Here is a 17,568-nt window from a genome sequence, read left to right as displayed (position 1 = left end):
GTGGCCGGAAGGGTCGCGCGTGAGTGGAGGAGCACTATCACCATGAAAAAATTGGGTATTTTGAGCGCGGCCGTATTGAGCCTGATGATGAGCGCACCGGTTGCGTTTGCCGACGACATCACCGTCTCGGTGGTCGGCCCGATGACCGGCCAACTCGCCAACATCGGCGACCAGTTCAAGCAGGGCGCACAGGCAGCCGCCGACGCCATCAATGCCGCAGGCGGTGTCAACGGCAACAAGATCAAGCTCGACATCCAGGACGACCAGTGCGATCCGAAGCAGGCTGTCTCGGTCGCCAACCGCATCGTCGCCGACGGGACCAAGTTCGTCGACGGCCATGCCTGCTCGGGCTCGAGCATTCCTGCCTCGGCCGTCTATGCCGAAGCCGGCACGCTGATGATGAGCCCGGCGTCATCCAACCCGGAGCTGACCGATGCCGCGGCAAAGGCCGGCTGGCCGACGATCATGCGCCTCTATACGCGCGACGATGCGCAGGGCGCCTTCATCGGCCCGTGGATCGCCAAGAAATACGCCGGCAAGAACGTCGTCATCCTGCATGACAAGAGCGCCTACGGCCAGGGCGTTGCCGACGCCGTCAAGGCGACGATGAATGCCGGCGGCCTCAAGGAGGTGAATTACGAAGGCATCAATGCCGGCGAGAAGGACTATTCGGCTCTCGTCACCAAGCTGAAGGAATTGAAGGCAGACGTCGTCTATTTCGGCGGCTACCACCCCGAGGCCGGCCTCATCCTGCGCCAGGCTGCCGAGCAGAACGTCAAGTTCCAGCTGATCATGCCGGACTCGATCGCCTCGCCGGAATTCTGGCAGATCGCCGGCCCGGCCGGCGAAGGTACCATGTTCGTCTTCCCGTCCGATCCGCAGGCCAAGCCCGAAGCCAAGGATGCTATCGCCAAGATCAAGGCCGGCGGCTTCGTACCGGAAGGCTTTACGCTGTTCTCCTATGCCGTGGTCCAGGCTTTCGCCGAAGGCATCAAGCGCGCCGGCAGCGATGACCCGGCCAAGGTCGCCGAAGCGCTGAAGAACGGCCAGCCGATCAGCACCGTGGTCGGCGAGGTCACCTTCGACGAGAAGGGCGACTTGAAGAACGCCAGCTACGACATCAACCAGTGGCACGACGGCAAATACGCGCCGATTCAGCCGTAAGCGCTGCCGCCTGTCGGCATCTTGGAATGGCCGGCTTGCCCGGCCATTTTCATTTTCGGGCAGCCGATGTTTGGCTGTGCCTCAGCCCTGGGCTTGCTCGGCAAAGCGTACCAATACGGTGCCGTCGCTGACCTGCGCGCCCTCGACCGCGATCTCGGCGATCACCCCGTCATGCGGAGCGGCAATCGTGTGTTCCATCTTCATCGCTTCCAGGATCAGCAGCGGCTGGCCCTTGATGACGGCATCGCCTTTGCCGACGCGCACCAGCTTGACCAGGCCCGGCATCGGCGCACGCAGGCTGTCTGAAGCGGCGGCGGCTTCGTCCGCCTTGGCCAGCGGGTCCGGCACCGCGAAATTATAGCTGGTTGCGCCCTCGAACACGGTGACGTGGTCGGGCCAGCGGGCGAGACGAGGGGTGGCGCGAAGATCGTGCGAATTGACATCCTCATAGGGAGCACTCAGCGCCACCTCGAAGCGTCCGTCCGGCCGCACCGAAACCCGCGCGAGGATATCCTCCTCGCCATGGCGCAGCCGCGTGCGCCGCGCCACGGTGTGAAAATGCGCATAGCCGGCAAGCGATGACCAGGGATCGTCGGATGGCGCCTGAACTCCGGCGCCAGAGGCCGCAAGCGCTGCCGCGGCAACGGTCTCGCCGCTCGGCGGCGGAACGACGGTCAGCGCCTCCTGATGCCGGCCGATCAGACCGGTGTCGACATCGCCGGCTGAGAACTCCGCATCGGCGGCCAGCGCCGCCAGAAACGCGGTGTTGACGGTCGAGCCGGCAATCTCGGTCTGCGCCAGCGCGGAGCCGAGCGCATCGAGTGCTGATTGCCTGTCCCTGCCGTGGACGACCAGCTTGGCGATCATCGGGTCGTAGAAGGGCGAGATCGCATCGCCCGCCCGCACGCCGGTCTCGATGCGCATGGCAGCGCCTTCCGGTGCTGCGTCGGGAAATTTCAGATGATGCAGCGTGCCTGTCGCCGGCAGGAATCCCTTTGCCGCGTCCTCGGCATAGATACGTGCCTCGAAGGCATGGCCTGAAAGCGTTATCTCGCTCTGCGTCTTCGGCAGCTTCTCGCCGGCCGCCACCCTGAGCTGCCACTCGACCAGATCGGTGCCGGTGACCATTTCGGTGACGGGGTGTTCGACCTGCAGCCGGGTGTTCATTTCCATGAACCAGAAGCGGTCCGCCTTCAGCCCTTGCGAGGCATCGACGATGAACTCGATGGTGCCGGCGCCCGAATAGCTGATCGCCTTGGCGGCCTTGACCGCCGCTTCTGTCATCGCCTTGCGCAATGCCGGCGTCATGCCGGGAGCGGGGGCTTCCTCGATCACCTTCTGGTGGCGGCGCTGCGCCGAGCAGTCGCGCTCGTAAAGATGCACGGCGTTGCCGAAATTGTCGCCGAACACCTGCACCTCGATATGCCTGGGCTTGTCGACATATTTTTCGACCAGCACGCGGTCGTCGCCGAAGGCGGCCTTGGCCTCGCGTCGCGCGCCCGACAGCGCTTCGGAGAAATCGTCGGGATGCTCGACCCGCCGCATGCCCTTGCCGCCGCCGCCGGCGCGCGCCTTGATCAGCACGGGATAGCCGATCTCGCGCGCCTTGGAGGCGAGCAGCACGATCTCCTGCGCTTCGCCATGATAGCCGGGCACCACAGGCACGCCGGCCTTTTCCATCAGCCGCTTGGCCGCGTCCTTCAGCCCCATGGCGCGGATCGAGGCAGCTGACGGGCCGATGAAGGTGAGCCCCGCTGCGGTCACCTGATCGACGAAATCAGGGTTTTCCGAGAGGAAGCCGTAGCCGGGGTGGATCGCTTGCGCGCCCGTCGCCAAGGCCGCGGCGACGATCTTGTCGCCGCGCAGATAGCTTTCGCCGACCGGCGAGGCGCCGATATGCACGGCTTCGTCGGCCATAGCGACATGCATGGCTTTGGCGTCGGCGTCGGAATAGACGGCGACACAGCGCACACCCATCTTGCGCGCCGTGCGGATCACCCTGCAGGCGATCTCACCGCGATTGGCGATCAGGATCTTGGCGAACATGGAGCCTCCCGGGTTTGCTTCGGGCGGCGCCAGTCTGCCAGGAACCAGCCTACTTGGAAGCCGCGATCGCGCAGCCGCCGCTCGCGGTCTTGACCTTCCACTTCTCCAGGCCAGCCTGACAGTTGCGCAGCGCCATGTCTTCCGCGGCCTTCTGCGATGGCGCGTTCAGCCGTGTACCGCAGATGATGTAAAGATCGACGACGCGTGAGTAGAAGGTCGTTGCGTAGGCCGAATGGCCGCCCGCGGCGACATAGGCGTTGTACGACTTGGTGCAGGGTTCCTTTGGGTCCAGCGACAAGGTCGGCCAGAACCGGGTGTCGCCCTGGTTTCCCACCAGCGACCCGGCCATGCCGGTTCCAGGCAGTGCGAATATAAGCGATCCTGCAAGTATCGAGATAGTCGTCTTGCGAAAGTATTTCAGTTCCATTTTCACCCCATGCCCATTGGAAAGTGCAGGATGAGCAATAGCGCCAATTTTCCGGCGCCGCCAGTTCGGGAATGGAAAATCGCACTTCGAGCTGTGGATCGATCGCTTCGGCCATGCAGTCTAGGCTCCGCCGATGGCAGCAACCGCCTGCCGGTATAGTTCTGCTGTCTGCTCGTCGAAACAGCAGAAGATGACGGTTTCTGGAACCGTGTTCTTATCGAGGAAGGCGCCTACCGTGGCGACGGCGATCTCCGTCGCCTCATCCTTCGGGTAGCGGTAGACGCCGGTCGAGATCGCCGGAAACGCCACCGTCCGGCATTCCCGGCCCGCGGCGAGTTCGAGCGAGCGGCGGTAGCACGAGGCGAGCAGTTCGGCCTCGCCTTTGTCGCCGCCTTGCCAGACCGGTCCGACCGTGTGGATGATGTAGCGGGCCGGCAGTCTGTAGCCCTTGGTGAGTTTGGCCTCGCCCGTCTTGCAACCGTTCAGCATGCGGCATTCGGCCAGAAGCTCGGGACCGGCCGCGCGGTGGATGGCGCCGTCGACACCGCCGCCGCCGAGCAGCGAGGAGTTGGCGGCGTTTACGATGGCTTCGACATCAAGCTTGGTGATGTCGCCGGTATGGATGCTGATCCTGCTGCCGTCCTGGCTCATCTTACATCCTGAACACGCCGAAGCGCGTCTCCTCGATCTCGGCATTGAGCGCGGCCGAAAGGCTTAGCGCCAGCACCTCGCGCGTCTTCGCCGGGTCGATGATGCCGTCGTCCCAGAGCCGTGCCGAGGAATAGAGAGGATGACCCTCATGCTCGTATTTCATCAGGATCGGCTTCCTGAATTTCGCTTCCTCTTCGGCGCTCCATTCGCCGCCCTTGCGCTCGATGCCTTCGCGCTTGACCATGGCGAGCACGGTTGCCGCCTGTTCGCCGCCCATCACCGAAATGCGGGCATTCGGCCACATCCACAGGAAGCGCGGTGAATAGGCGCGCCCGCACATGCCGTAATTGCCGGCGCCGAACGAGCCGCCGATGATCATGGTCACCTTCGGCACCTTGGCGGTGGCGACCGCCATCACCAGCTTGGCACCGTCCTTGGCGATGCCGCCGGCCTCGTATTTGCGTCCGACCATGAAGCCGGTGATGTTCTGCAGGAACACCAGAGGGATCATGCGCTGGCAGCACAGTTCGATGAAATGCGCGCCCTTCAGCGCGCTTTCGGAAAACAAGACGCCATTGTTGGCGATGATGCCGACCGGCATGCCGTGGAGATGGGCAAAGCCGGTGACCAAAGTGGTGCCGTAGTTCTGCTTGAACTCGTCGAACTCCGAACCGTCGACGACACGCGCGATCACCTCGCGCACATCATAGGGCTGACGCAGATCCGTCGGCACGATGCCATAGAGCTCATGCGGATCATGAAGCGGTGGAATCGATTTCTGTAAGTTCAGGCTTACGGCCTTGCTCCGATTCAGGTTCTTGACGATGCGCCGGCAAATGGCCAGCGCGTGTTCGTCATCCATCGCGTAGTGGTCGGCAACGCCGGAGAGTCGCGTGTGTACGTCGGCGCCGCCGAGCTCCTCGGCGCTGACGTCCTCGCCGGTGGCGGCCTTCACCAGCGGCGGGCCGCCGAGGAAGATGGTCGCCTGGTTGCGCACCATGATCGTCTCGTCCGACATCGCCGGCACATAGGCGCCGCCCGCCGTGCACGACCCCATGACACAGGCGATCTGCGGAATGCCCGCCGCCGACATGTTGGCCTGGTTGTAGAAGATGCGGCCGAAATGCTCGCGGTCGGGAAACACCTCATCCTGGTTGGGCAAATTGGCGCCGCCGCTGTCGACCAGATAGACGCAGGGCAGATTGTTCTGCAGCGCGATCTCCTGCGCGCGCAGATGCTTCTTCACTGTCAGCGGGTAATAGGTGCCGCCCTTCACCGTGGCGTCGTTGACGACGACCATGACCTCGGTGCCCTCGACTCGGCCGACGCCGGCGATGAGGCCGGCCGAGGAGATGTCCTCGCCATACATCGACCACGCCGCGAACTGGCCGATCTCGAGGAACGGCGAGCCGGTGTCGAGCAACTGCGCGAGGCGCTCGCGCGGCAAAAGCTTGCCGCGGCCCTGGTGGCGCTCGCGCGCCTCATCCGAGCCGCCGCGCTCGACGCTCGCCGCTTTCTCCGCGATGTCGGCGACCAGCGCGTGCATGCGCCCGGCATTGGCGTGAAAGGTTTCGGAGGAAGGGGAGATCTGGGTTTGCAGCGTGGCCATTGTGTCGTCGTTTCCTCACGCCCCTTGATGCCGCGGCGGAAGCGGTGTATCAGCCCGCCCCCGAACGTCGCGTGTCTTGCTTAGCATGCGGCGTTCATTTTTGAGCGACACCCTCTGGAGGCGAAGATGAAAGGCATAGACATGCATTTCACAAGACGTCTCCCTTCGGCATTGGGCTAACGCCGCCGAAGGGCGGCATTCCACGTCCCGAATTTGAGCTAGAGGAACACGGCGCCTGCGCGCGCCGTGGGTGTCATCATGTATGTGCGGTTTGTAACGCCGCTGATCCATCCGGAAAGCCGGGTGGAGACCGGCTTTTTCCGGGCGTCCTGGTATCTGTACCGGAACGGCTGCCCCGATTGGATTCACGGCGAGCTGCAGGACCAGTTCGACTGGTTCAACAAGCACCTGCCCATTCCCGGTCGGGTTGGCCGGCATTTCAGGCGCCGCAATTCGATCTGGGGCATCTGCTGGTTCGATCCGGGTGCCAGGGAAGCAATCAGCCGTGCCCGCTACTGTGCATGGCTGATCGAGGAAGGCGGCTTGCCGGTACGGTCGATTACGTCCTTGCAACAGCGCGAGGTTCTCTGGCGCGATTCGCATCAGGTCGTTGCCAAGCCCACCACTGACCTGCCGAGGGCATTCGGCTGAGGTGGCGGAGGGGAGCATCATGCCCCCTCCGCCATGATCTCGCGGCCGATCAGCCAGCGGCGGATTTCGCTGGTGCCGGCGCCGATCTCGTAGAGCTTGGCGTCGCGCAGCAGCCGGCCGGTCGGATAGTCGTTGATATAGCCATTGCCGCCGAGTAGCTGCAGTGCGTCGAGTGCCATCTGCGTCGCCTTCTCGGCGGCGAACAGCACGCAGCCGGCGGCGTCCTTGCGGGTCGTCTGGCCGCGGTCGCACGCGGCGGCCACGGCATAGACGTAGGCGCGCGCGGCACTCATCACCGTGTACATGTCGGCAAGCTTGCCTTGCACCAGCTGAAACTCGCCGATCGGCTGGCCGAACTGCTTGCGCTCATGCACATAAGGGATCGCCACGTCGAGGCAGGCAGCCATCAGCCCGATCGGGCCGCCAGCCAGCACCGTGCGCTCATAGTCGAGGCCCGACATCAGCACCTCGACGCCGCGACCTTCCTCATGCAGCACATTGTCGAACGGCACCTCGACATTCTCGAACACCAGCTCGCCGGTGTTCGAGCCGCGCATACCGAGCTTGTCGAGTTTTTGCGCCACCGAAAAGCCGGCCATCGTCTTTTCGACGATGAAGGCGGTGATGCCGCGCGAATGGCGCTCCGGATCGGTTTTGGCATAGACCACCAGCGTCTCGGCGTCCGGCCCGTTGGTGATCCACATTTTCGAGCCGTTGAGCACATAGCGGTCGTTGCGCTTTTCGGCGCGCAGCCTGAGCGATACCACGTCCGAGCCGGCGCCGGATTCCGACATCGCCAGCGCGCCGACTTTTTCGCCACTGCACAGCGGCGGCAGGTATTTTTCCTTCTGCGCCGGTGTCGCCCAGCGGTTGATCTGGTTGACGCACAGGTTGGAATGGGCGCCATAGGAGAGGCCGACCGAGGCCGAGGCGCGCGAAATCTCTTCCACCGCGATCACATGGGCGAGATAGCCCATGCCGCTGCCGCCGAAATCCGGATCGGCGGTGATGCCGAGCAGGCCGAGCGCGCCAAGTTCGGCCCACAGATGCGCCGGGAATTCGTTCGAGCGGTCGATCTCGGCTGCGATCGGCGCGATCTTGTCCTGGGCGAAGCGCCGCACCAGGTCGCGCAGCGCCTCGATGTCTTCGTCAAGCCCGAAGCTGAGCGTGTTCGTGTACATGCCGTTCCTCCCCGGTACCGGTATCGATCCTCGCGCCAACGAGGCGCATTGTCATCGAAAGATATGACGCCGTGACCTCGGCGATCGACAGCCGCTCGCCCGGCCGGAACCAGACGATGACGCCGGTCATCATCTGGATCAGCGCCATCGCGGTCAGGCCGGTGTCGTCGATGTCGAAAGCGCCCGTCTCCACGCCGTCGCGCAGGATGGCGCGCAGTTCCTTCTCATAGGCCGTGCGCATGCGCAGGATCTGCGTCAGGCGCTCATGCGACAGGCTGCGCAGCTCCATGTTGGAAACATGCGTGGCGTGGCGGCGTTCGATGTGGAAGGCGATGTGGTTCCGGACATAGGCGGCGAGCCGCGCGGTCGGATCGGCCGTCGCGGGGCGTGCCGCCTCCCACGCTGCGCTCAGCCCCTCCATGTGCTCGCGCATCAGCGTGAACAGCAGGTCTTCCTTGGTCGGAAAATAGCGGTAGAGCGCGGCTGCCTGCACGCCGACCTCGGCGGCCAACTGGCGCATCGACATCGCTTCATAGCCGAGACGCGCGATCAGGCTGACCGCCGCCTCGCGGACGGCAGCCTCGGTCTTTTCGCCATCGGAACCGGTCGTGCGGGCCATGCTCACCTCATCGAGGCAAATAATAAAACAAACGTTCAATTAATTCAAGAGGGCGCAATCTGCGTGCCCTGGTCACACAATGATCGTGAAGCTCGTTGGCGCATTCCAGGAGGTGAGTTCCTCGACGTCGACGCGCGAGACCGATGCGCCCGCCGGGCCTTCCCAGAGGCGTTGGATCATTGACGAGACCTCGGCGTCGGCTCCGGCCATCCGGGCCGTGACCGAACCATCGCTTTCGTTGCGCACCCAGCCGGCAATGCCGAGCCGGATGGCCTCGCTTCGCGCCCAGACCCTGTAGCTGACGCCTTGCACTCTGCCGAAAACGCGCGCCTGCACGGCCCTTTGCCGATCACTCATCGCTCGCCCCGAAGCGTATCCTTGCATTGTGCACATGAATCTGGCGCTTCACCCAGCGAATGCAAGCGGCTCCATCGGGATTGCGCGGGACCGAGCGCTCGCGTCCTGGGTTATAGATGTATGACCTAATTCAATAAATAGTTGACTTAATCAAATAATTGGAGATGAATCCGACGGCGGATATCACCTGAGGAAGGGCCTGCATGCCGGTCGATCGCAATGCCCTGGTCGGCGACATCCGCCGCTTCAACCGGTTCTATACCGGCCTGATCGGGCTGCTCGACGAGACCCTGACGCACAGCGCCTATACGCTGACCGAGGCCCGGGTGCTGTTCGAACTGGATCGCCGGTCGGGCGCTCCTGCTGCCGATGCAGGTGGCACGGCGGGTTTTCTTGCGCGGATGTTCCATCTCGATATCGGGCCGACGGCCTCCGAAATGGCCAGGGAACTGCGGCTCGAACCGACCTATCTCACGCGTATCCTGCGAAAATTCGCGGCTGCCGGCCTGACCGAAATGCGCGCCGTCCCGAACGACCGGCATAGCCGCCGCCTGTCCCTGACGGCCCGTGGCAATCAGGCATTGGCAAGGTTGCAGATGACGGCGAACCAAGACCTCGCCCGGCTGACGGCCGGCCTTGCCGATGACGAAGCCCAGCAGCTTTCAGACGCGTTGAAGCGGGTCACGCGCCTGCTCGGCGGCGACATGGGTGAGACCGCAACGAGCGGAAGTCGCCTATAGACCTGCCGCGTGGCAGACAAGCTTCCTCGCCAAAGCTGGAGCTAGAGTAATTCCAGGAAAAGTGTGAAACGGTTTTCCGTCCGGAATTGCGTCAAGACAAGAGATAGAGCGATTCGGCGTTTCCGTGAAACGATGAACCGCTCCTTAGTCGCCGCGAAACGCGCGGCTGGCCTGATCGGTCAACGGCTTAAGCAGATAGGAAAGCACCGTGCGGTCGGTGGTCCTGAGAAAAACCTCGGTCGGCATGCCCGGCTTCAGCTCCAGCGGGCCTGCCTCTTGGAGGCTCCTGGCCGACAGCACGATGCGCACGGCATAGTAGGAGATGCCGGCCTTCTGGTCTTCGATGAGATCGGGAGAGATGCGGTCCACCTCGCCTTCGACCTCCGGCGTCGTCTGCTGGCTGAATGCCGAAAGGCGAAGCGTCGCCGGCTGCCCGATGCGCAGTTGGTCGATGTCCTGAGGGGCGACACGCGCCTCGACCACCAGCGCGTCGGCCGTCGGCACGATTTGCATGATCGCTTCGCCAGGCGAGATGACGCCGCCGACCGTATGGATCGCCAGCTGATGCACACGGCCGGATTGTGGTGCGCGGATGTCGATCTGCTTCAGCGATTGCTGGGCCGCGATCTGGCGCTCGCGCAACTCGCTCGCCTTGGCGTCTATCTCGCGCAGCTCGCTTGCCACCTCGCTGTGCATGTCCTGGTCGATCTGGATGATCGCCAGTTCCGTCTCGCTGATGCGTCCGCGCGTCTGCGCGGCCGCGGCGGTTAGCTGGCCATCCTCGCCGTCGAGCCGTGCCTGGGCGCGCTCGCGTTCGGCCAGCCGCGAAATCGGCACCAGCTTCTTCTTCCACAGGTCCCGCATGCCCGCCAGTTCGACCTTGGTGAGCGCGATTTCCTGCTGCTTGCTCCTCTGCTGGGCTTCGATACCGGCGATCTCCTGCCGGAATTGGACGATGCGCTCGCGCAACTGCGAGACCTGGCCGTCGCGTGCCTGGCGCCGCAAGGCAAACAGCTTGGTCTCGCCGTCGATCAGTTCGGCGATCTTGGGGTCGGCCGCGCGCGCCGCGAGCTGGTCGGGATAGGCGACCGCCGTGGCGCCGTCGCGTTCGGCTATCAGCCTGGCGCGGCGGGCCGACAACTCGTTGAGACCGTTGTCGACGATGGCCAGATTGGCACGCGCCACCGTGTCGTCGAGCCGCACCAGCACGTCGCCGGCCGCGACCATGCTGCCATTCTTCACATTCAGCGCGCCGACCACGCCGCCTTGCGGATGCTGGACGGATTTGACGTTGGAATCGACGACCAGATGGCCGGCCGCGACCACGGCGCCGGAAAGATTGCTTGTCACTGCCCAAAGGCCGAGCCCGCCGACCAGCACAAGGGCAGTGATGCCGCCCAGCCTCACATTGCGGTCAATGGCGCGCCGCAACCGCTGTTGTTGCGGCGATGCGGCCTCGACCGGCTTTGCTCCCTTGTCGAGAAAGGCAAGCGCCATCGACCTTCCACGCAACGCCACGTCCCTGGCGGCACGCAGACCCGCCGCTGCAAAATCGGGTGCTGCAAGCGCCATCTTCATCCCGCCGTTCCCACCGCATGCAGCGGCACGGCTGCGGGCTGCAGCACCTGCCGCGCTATCTCGCTCTTCGGGCCAAAGGCCTGCTGCCTGCCGCCGCCGAGCACCAGCAGATGGTCCAGTGCGGCAAGCGCGCTCGGCCGGTGCGCCACCACGATGGCGATGCCGCCGCGCGCCTTGACGCCTTCGATGGCTTGCGTCAGCGCCTGGTCGCCGGCGGCATCGAGGTTGGAATTGGGTTCGTCGAGCACGACCAGGAACGGATCGCCGAACAGCGCGCGCGCCAATGCCACACGCTGGCGCTGGCCGGCCGAAAGTGCGGCGCCGCTTTCGCCGATTTCCGTCTGATAGCCCTCGGGCAGGCGCAGGATCATTTCATGGACGCCGGCGGCCCGCGCCGCCGCGATGATCGTCTCCGGCACGGCATCGTCGTCGAAACGCGCAATGTTCTGGCCGACCGTGCCGGCGAACAGTTCGACGTCCTGGGGCAGGTAGCCGATATGGCGGCCGAGCAAGCGGGCCGGCCGTTGCTCGAGAGCCGCACCGTCGAGCCGGACCTTGCCGCGCATCACCGGCCACACGCCGACCAGCGCGCGCGCCAGCGAGGATTTCCCGGAGCCGCTGGGGCCGATCACGCCAACCCCCGATCCGGCGCGCAGCGAGAATTCGACGTCCTGCACCACCAGGCGCCGGTCGCCGGGGGCCACGACGCTGATGGTCTCGACCGAGAGCTCGCCAGTCGGGGCAGGCAGCTCCATCCCGCTCTCCAATGCCGGGAGCGCTGCAAACAGATCGTCCAGGCGCCGCCAGCTTTGGCGGGCGTTGAGGAAGCCCTTCCAATGCGCAATGACAAGCTCGATGGGCGCCAGCGCGCGTGACGTAAGGATCGAGCTGGCAATGATGATCCCAGGGGTCGCCTGCTGGTGGATGACCAGATAGGCGCCGAGCGCCAGCACCATCGACTGCAGCATCATGCGCAGGATGCGTGACACGGCGCCCAGCCCGCTTGTCAGGTCGCTGGCACGCTCCTGTGCCTCGCGAAAACCGGCATTGGCCCGGCTCCAGCGGCCGGCCAACCTCTCGCCCATTCCCATCGCGGCCAGCACCTCGGCGTTGCGGGTGCTCGACTGCGCGATCGCGCTGCGGCTGGTGCTGAACCCCGACATTGCCTTGGTCGGGCCGCGGACCAGACGGTCTGTCAGCACCGTCAGCGACACCAGCAGAAGGGCACCGACAAGCGCTGCGACACCAATCCATGGGTGGAAGAGGAAACAGATCGCCACATAGAGCGGCATCCACGGCAGGTCGAACAGGGCGGCGGGGCCGGGGCCGGAGAGGAAGCCGCTGACCTGGTCGAGATCGCGCAGCGCCTGCAGCCCTTCGCCGCGGTCGCGCGTGCGCAGCGGCAGGCGTACCACGCAGCCGAAGACGCGGCTGGAGATGGTTTCCTCGATGCCGGCTCCTATGCGCGTCAGCACCCGAGCCCGCACCGCCTCGAGAATACCCTGAAAGACGTAGAGCACGGCCACCAGGATGATCAGCGCCACCAGCGTCGGCACGCTGCGGCTGGGCAGCACGCGGTCATAGACTTGCAGCATGAACAGCGAGCCGGAAAGCATCAGGATGTTGATCAGGCCGCTGAAGCCGGCAACGGCAAGATAGGCACGGCGAAAGGAGGCAAGAGCCTCCCGCAGCTCGGAGCGAGCCTTGCGGTTCGGGTCTGGCGAAAACGGATGAAGCAGTATCTTTACCTCAACTATGCCCGGCTATCGGCTCGGGCGGCTTCGAAATCCGAACGCTGACGCCGTCAGATTGGCTAGGGCGTCAAATCTCCTTCAAATTCGCGGCGGCCCGCACTTGCCGCACGGACCGCCAGGCAGTCTTGCAGTTCGCGGTCAGCCCACGAGGTCTGCGCTCTGATGGTCCGATTGGGCTATCTGAGCCAGGATCTTGGCCACCGCGGCATGTGCCGCGTCGCCCGCATCGGCAACGATGAGGCCGTCAGCCGGGACATGCGCCTGCAACGCCGCCACCGCGCGATCTATCGCCTGATGGAAGGGGCCGCCGCCATCGAGCAGATCGGAGACATCCTCTGCATTGGTGGGCGAGGCTATTGTCTGGCGGAACTGCAAATGGTCGCTGCCAAGCACGGCCGTATGTGATGTGTCCTGATCGGTCGCGCCGCCAGCAGTCTCATTGGCGCTGAGGGTGCTTTGCTTCGCCGCCGAATGGGTCTTGAAGAAGTCGGCGAGCCAGCTCTTGGTGGTGCTGCCGGCAGTGTAGCTCCCCGCATCCGCCACGGTGGTGGGAGCAGCCGACGCCGCCGGCTGCGTGTGGCTGGTGTCGGAACTGGCATCGTCGGCCGAGGCTGTCGCCGCAAGCGTGCCCGACTTCATCGTCGGATCGATCAGGTCGCGTTTGACGTTCTTGGTGCCGATCGTCGCCGTCTGCGTCGAGGTGGCGATGTTCGCGCCCGAGAATGTCACCGTGTAGGTACCAGGCTTCAGCACCAGATCGTAGCCGCCGGCAGCCGATGTCGTGGTCTTGAAGGTCTGGCCGGCGGAATTCTTGGCCGTCACCGTGATGGCGCCGAGCCCTTCGCCCGGATCGTAGAAACGATCGCCATCCTTGTCGTCGAAGGTGACGCCGGTCAGGAACAGGTCGGTACCGCTCTTGGCGAAGTCCTCGGTGACGAAGGCGCTGCTGCGGCCCTTGTAGTCGCCGACCTCGAAGCCGAGGCCGACTTCACGGAAGTTGGGATTGAGGATGTTCGCCCGGTGTCCCGATGAATTCATCAGGTTGGTGTGGAGGAGCTTGACCTCGTCGACATAGCCGGTCGGGGCGCGGGTCGTTGCCCAGGCGATGTTCTCGCCGGTCGCCCAGGATCCGGTTAGGACAAAGCCTGCAGCCTTCATGCGCGTCGTCGGCGACGAGCCACCGGAACCGGTATGCGAAAAGATGTCGGTTGCCAGCATCCACCGATCGTGACCTTCGGCGGCTTCGCTGAGGTCGTTGTCGAAGGCCAGAGGCTGGGCACCTGTCTTGGCACGCTCCGCATTGATGAGTTCGAGCAGATACTGCTCGTTGGCACTGTGTTGCGGCATTTGGTATCCCCGTTGGTTCTGATTGGTGGTGAGCCCCCTGTATTTCCCCGTTGCCCGTTCCTCGGTCAGGCACCATATGTGTTTATGATTCGGCGCTAAAGTAAACAAATTAGGACATATGCACATATATCGTGTGCAGCATTGCCTACCCGCCTAGCAAGGTTGAGATCAGTGTGCAGATCAGTTTTCAGCTGAGCTCTCAAGTTCTTCTGACGCTTTGAGCAAGTGATGCATTTGCTCGGGCCATGGCGTCATTTCGACGGCTCTATATTTCCCAGTGCTGGTTCTTCTGAAGACCCTTAAGAGCCGGAATTCGCTAATATATCTCCAGCACGGCAGATGTGCGAACGCGCGCAATCGGATGGAATTTCGAGGCACGAGCGAGAGGCGTATAAGGTCCGGCAAGAAAGCCGACGGCGCGCTCGATTCGATGCGATGCGAAATGAGCGCGTGTCGGCTGCGCGAACGGGAACCGACTAATTCCCCCGCGCCGTCGCCAGTGCGCCCGGCAGTTCTTCCGCGAAAATGTCGAGCTCATGGTCGAGTCCGACGCTGACCCTTATGCAGCGGTCGAGCCGCGGCACCATCGGTTTGCGGATGAACACGTCGCGTGCCAAGAGCCCCTGCAGCACCTTCAGCGCGAAGGCGCCATCGATGCCGCAGTCGATGGTGACGAAATTGGTCGCCGAAAGCAGCGGCTTCAGCCCGTTTGCTTCAGCGATCCCGGCGATTCGCCGCCGCCCAGCCGCGACCCGTGTCACCACGCTCTCGAGATAGGCCTGGTCGGCGAGCGCCTCGACGCCGGCGATCTGCGCCATGCGGCTGACGCCGTAATGGTTGCGGATTTTCTCGAAATCGCGGATCACCTGGGGCTCGGCCACCGCGTAACCGCAACGTATGCCGGCAAGCCCATACGCCTTCGAAAAGGTGCGCATGCGAATGACGTTTGGCCTGGAGACATCGATCGGCGGCAGTGCCGAGGCCGGCCCAAGCTCACCATAGGCTTCGTCGAGCACCAGCATGGTGGTTTCGGGCAGCGCCTCGATGAAGCGGGTGATCTCGGCCGCCTCCCACCAACTGCCCATCGGATTGTCCGGATTGGAGAGATAGACCAACGGCGCTTTGTCCCTGACGACCGCCGCAAGCAGCCCGTCCAGGCTTTCTCTGTCGTCCGCGTAAGGCACCGCAACCAGCCGGCCGCCGACGCCGGCAATATGGAAATTGAAGGTCGGATAGGCACCGAGCGAGGTCACCACCGCGTCACCGGGTGCAACATACATGCGCGCCACCAGGCTGAGCAGCCCGTCTATGCCTTCGCCGACGACGACGTTCTCGGCACCGACTCCGAGATGTCGAGCCACCGCCTGCTTCAGGCCGAAATTGTCGGGGTCGCAATACATCCACATGTCGCGGGCAATCCCGGCCATGTGCTCGATGACCCGCGGCGAGGGGCCAAAGCTGCTCTCATTGGCACCGATGCGGGCACGAAAAGCACGGCCACGCTCACGCTCCTGCGCCTCCGGCCCGACAAATGGAACCGTCGAGGGAAGGGCGGCGATGATCGGCGTAAGGGGAGGGCGCTGACGCATGGCAAGGGCTCGCTCGAAAAACGGTCTTCTTGCTAGCGTGGAGGCATGTTGGGCGCAAGATGACAATGTCGCACTGGATTTCGCCGATCCGTTTTGCTAGCGAAATAGAATGAGCAACCGATTGCCGCCCGCTTGGGCCAAGCACCTTAAAACCCAAGCAGCGCCGAAGGGCGCACCGCCGAAGGTTGGGCAACCGAAACCTCAGCCCGCAAAGGCGGCTCCGTCTCGCGCTCAGGCCAACGATATGATGTTGAGGCAGGCGCTCGAGTTCCAGCAAGAGAATCGATTGCCTGAGGCGGAAGAGCTCTGTCATCGCGTTCTGGCGAGAACGCCCGAACATCCGCTGGCCCTTTATATACTGGGGACGCTGGGGATCGGGTACGACGACGAAAAGGTCCTGCGGTATTTTGGTCGGGCGATCGCGCAGGAGCCTCTAAATCCCTACTACCACCTAAGCCTCGGTCAAGCCTATTTGAGGCTCAGCGAGTTTACACCGGCGATCAAACACATTCGGCACGCACTGGCATTGAAGCCGGATCTGGTGGAAGCGCTTTGCGCCTTGGGCGATGCATACAATTCGTTTGACAAGGGGGAAATGGCGCTGCCGCTCTTTGAGAAGGCGCTCAGGGTCGACCGAAATCATCCCATGGCCCGGTTGGGGCTGCCTCGTGCGCTGGCAAGCCTCGGCCGCATGGACGAAGCCGCCGTTCATCTCAAAGAGGCAATAGATCGGCGCATCGCGGTACCTGCTGCCTACAATGCACTTGTGCGCACGCACAAATTCACTGAAGAGCCACCAGAACTCGCGGCGATCCTGACGGAGCTTCAAGACCCTGACCACGGATCCCAGGGAGCGACGGCGCTCCATCACGCGGCCGGAAAGCTGCTCAACGACCTCGGTCGCTACAAGGAGGCGATGGAGCACTTCAAAAAAGGAAATCAAGCCGGCGGCAACAGCTTCGATCTGCAATCCTACCGTCGTTGGGTCGACGCCCTGATCGAAACCTTTACACCGGATTTGGTGGCTTCAAGGACTGCTTCTGGCAATGTCTCCGAGGTGCCCGTGTTCGTAGTCGGGATGCCTCGCTCGGGCACAACACTGACTGAGCAGATCTGCGCCAGCCATCCCAATGTTCATGGCGCTGGCGAGTTAACAAAGCTTAGACGCATATCGAATGGGCTCGATCTTAGGTATGGATCCGACATAAGCCCGGGTGAGGCGATCGCATCGATGACCCCACAGCTGTCCAGGGCGCTGGCTGCGGAGCATGTTGGCTATCTGCGCGAGCGGGCCCCTGATGCGCTTCGAATTGTCGACAAGATGCCTCACAATTTCGAGCTGGTCGGCCTGATTGGCATCCTTTTCCCCAACGCGCGCATCATTCATTGTCGCCGCGACGCCATTGACAATTGTATCTCTTGCTTTGTCCTGCAATTCAGTGATGCGCATAGCTACAGCGCCGATCTGGAGACACTGGGGCTTTACTACAGGGAGTATGATCGTCTGATGCGGCATTGGGACAAGATTTTCCCGGGCCGTATCTTCGAAAACCGGTACGAGACGTTGATTGAAAATCAAGAGAAGCAGTCACGCTGTCTCATAGATTATCTCGGACTACCCTGGGACGATACCTGCTTGCGCTTTTTTGACAGGGGCGGCTCCGTAAACACCTATAGCAATTGGCAGGTTCGCCAGCCGATCTATACGTCGTCCGTCAAGCGGTGGGCGAATTACGAAAGCGAGATCCAGCCGCTGATCGACGCTTTGGGAGATCTTGCCGACATTTGAGCGTGAGGGCCCGTCGCTGTTTCGCCGTTACCTGCGAAATTCTTGAGCGGAGCCCGTCGTCCTCAA

At 63.5% G+C, this 17,568-nt stretch carries 15 protein-coding genes; 4 read left to right on the top strand and 11 right to left on the bottom strand.

Annotation, left to right across the window (positions count from 1 at the left end):
- Nucleotides 1-42 precede the first annotated feature (42 nt).
- Nucleotides 43-1,164 carry an ABC transporter substrate-binding protein gene (locus tag AC1RUK_RS18190; protein WP_481834513.1) on the top strand — a complete coding sequence of 374 codons (1,122 nt, stop codon included), beginning with the start codon at nucleotides 43-45 and terminating at the stop codon, nucleotides 1,162-1,164.
- An 81-nt stretch (nucleotides 1,165-1,245) separates the two neighbouring features.
- Here the strand turns inward: AC1RUK_RS18190 and AC1RUK_RS18185 are convergent, their stop codons facing one another.
- The 4 genes from AC1RUK_RS18185 to AC1RUK_RS18170 all read right to left on the bottom strand — a co-directional run bounded on the left by AC1RUK_RS18185 (nucleotide 1,246) and on the right by AC1RUK_RS18170 (nucleotide 5,897).
- Nucleotides 1,246-3,210, bottom strand: a complete 1,965-nt coding sequence (locus tag AC1RUK_RS18185) for an acetyl/propionyl/methylcrotonyl-CoA carboxylase subunit alpha (protein WP_481834514.1) — start codon at nucleotides 3,208-3,210, stop codon at nucleotides 1,246-1,248.
- A gap of 49 nt (nucleotides 3,211-3,259) precedes the next feature.
- Nucleotides 3,260-3,559: a hypothetical protein gene (locus tag AC1RUK_RS18180; RefSeq protein WP_481834515.1), complete on the bottom strand. Its 300-nt coding sequence runs from the start codon at nucleotides 3,557-3,559 to the stop codon at nucleotides 3,260-3,262.
- A 198-nt stretch (nucleotides 3,560-3,757) separates the two neighbouring features.
- Nucleotides 3,758-4,288, bottom strand: coding sequence for an O-acetyl-ADP-ribose deacetylase (locus AC1RUK_RS18175; RefSeq protein WP_481834516.1), 531 nt, complete (start codon nucleotides 4,286-4,288; stop codon nucleotides 3,758-3,760).
- 1 nt (nucleotide 4,289) lies between these two features.
- Nucleotides 4,290-5,897, bottom strand: a complete 1,608-nt coding sequence (locus AC1RUK_RS18170; RefSeq protein ID WP_481834517.1) for a carboxyl transferase domain-containing protein — start codon at nucleotides 5,895-5,897, stop codon at nucleotides 4,290-4,292.
- Between the two features lie 258 nt (nucleotides 5,898-6,155).
- Between AC1RUK_RS18170 and AC1RUK_RS18165 the strand changes: the two genes are divergently transcribed.
- A complete protein-coding gene (locus tag AC1RUK_RS18165; protein WP_481834518.1) occupies nucleotides 6,156-6,548 on the top strand; it encodes a hypothetical protein in 393 nt (130 codons plus the stop codon).
- 17 nt (nucleotides 6,549-6,565) lie between these two features.
- Here AC1RUK_RS18165 and AC1RUK_RS18160 read toward each other — a convergent pair whose 3' ends face one another.
- From AC1RUK_RS18160 to AC1RUK_RS18150, 3 genes are all read right to left on the bottom strand, one after another.
- The gene (locus AC1RUK_RS18160; RefSeq protein WP_481834519.1) at nucleotides 6,566-7,729 is read right to left on the bottom strand and encodes an isovaleryl-CoA dehydrogenase; all 1,164 of its coding nucleotides are present in this window, start codon (nucleotides 7,727-7,729) and stop codon (nucleotides 6,566-6,568) included.
- Nucleotides 7,698-8,348, bottom strand: coding sequence for a TetR/AcrR family transcriptional regulator (locus tag AC1RUK_RS18155; protein ID WP_436171724.1), 651 nt, complete (start codon nucleotides 8,346-8,348; stop codon nucleotides 7,698-7,700). Before AC1RUK_RS18155 ends, AC1RUK_RS18160 begins: the two co-directional genes overlap by 32 nt.
- Before the next feature lie 72 nt (nucleotides 8,349-8,420).
- Nucleotides 8,421-8,705 (bottom strand): acylphosphatase, encoded by a 285-nt coding sequence (locus AC1RUK_RS18150; protein WP_481834520.1) that lies wholly within the window; start codon nucleotides 8,703-8,705, stop codon nucleotides 8,421-8,423.
- A 203-nt stretch (nucleotides 8,706-8,908) separates the two neighbouring features.
- Between AC1RUK_RS18150 and AC1RUK_RS18145 the strand changes: the two genes are divergently transcribed.
- Nucleotides 8,909-9,445: a MarR family winged helix-turn-helix transcriptional regulator gene (locus AC1RUK_RS18145; protein WP_481834521.1), complete on the top strand. Its 537-nt coding sequence runs from the start codon at nucleotides 8,909-8,911 to the stop codon at nucleotides 9,443-9,445.
- Between the two features lie 144 nt (nucleotides 9,446-9,589).
- Here AC1RUK_RS18145 and AC1RUK_RS18140 read toward each other — a convergent pair whose 3' ends face one another.
- From AC1RUK_RS18140 to AC1RUK_RS18125, 4 genes are all read right to left on the bottom strand, one after another.
- Complete coding sequence (locus tag AC1RUK_RS18140; protein WP_481834522.1) at nucleotides 9,590-11,023, bottom strand: HlyD family type I secretion periplasmic adaptor subunit; 1,434 nt, start codon at nucleotides 11,021-11,023, stop codon at nucleotides 9,590-9,592.
- Nucleotides 11,020-12,762, bottom strand: coding sequence for a type I secretion system permease/ATPase (locus AC1RUK_RS18135; RefSeq protein WP_481839465.1), 1,743 nt, complete (start codon nucleotides 12,760-12,762; stop codon nucleotides 11,020-11,022). Before AC1RUK_RS18135 ends, AC1RUK_RS18140 begins: the two co-directional genes overlap by 4 nt.
- Before the next feature lie 153 nt (nucleotides 12,763-12,915).
- Nucleotides 12,916-14,124 carry a CAP domain-containing protein gene (locus tag AC1RUK_RS18130; protein ID WP_481834523.1) on the bottom strand — a complete coding sequence of 403 codons (1,209 nt, stop codon included), beginning with the start codon at nucleotides 14,122-14,124 and terminating at the stop codon, nucleotides 12,916-12,918.
- Nucleotides 14,125-14,600: 476 nt separating this feature from the next.
- Nucleotides 14,601-15,713: a pyridoxal phosphate-dependent aminotransferase gene (locus tag AC1RUK_RS18125; RefSeq protein WP_481834524.1), complete on the bottom strand. Its 1,113-nt coding sequence runs from the start codon at nucleotides 15,711-15,713 to the stop codon at nucleotides 14,601-14,603.
- 109 nt (nucleotides 15,714-15,822) lie between these two features.
- On the opposite strand from AC1RUK_RS18125, the gene AC1RUK_RS18120 reads away from it, so the two are divergent.
- Nucleotides 15,823-17,502, top strand: coding sequence for a tetratricopeptide repeat-containing sulfotransferase family protein (locus AC1RUK_RS18120; protein ID WP_481834525.1), 1,680 nt, complete (start codon nucleotides 15,823-15,825; stop codon nucleotides 17,500-17,502).
- The last annotated feature ends 66 nt before the right edge of the window (nucleotides 17,503-17,568 follow it).

This window comes from Mesorhizobium monacense (genome assembly GCF_056781675.1).
This window is presented reverse-complemented; position numbering and strand designations above follow the sequence as displayed.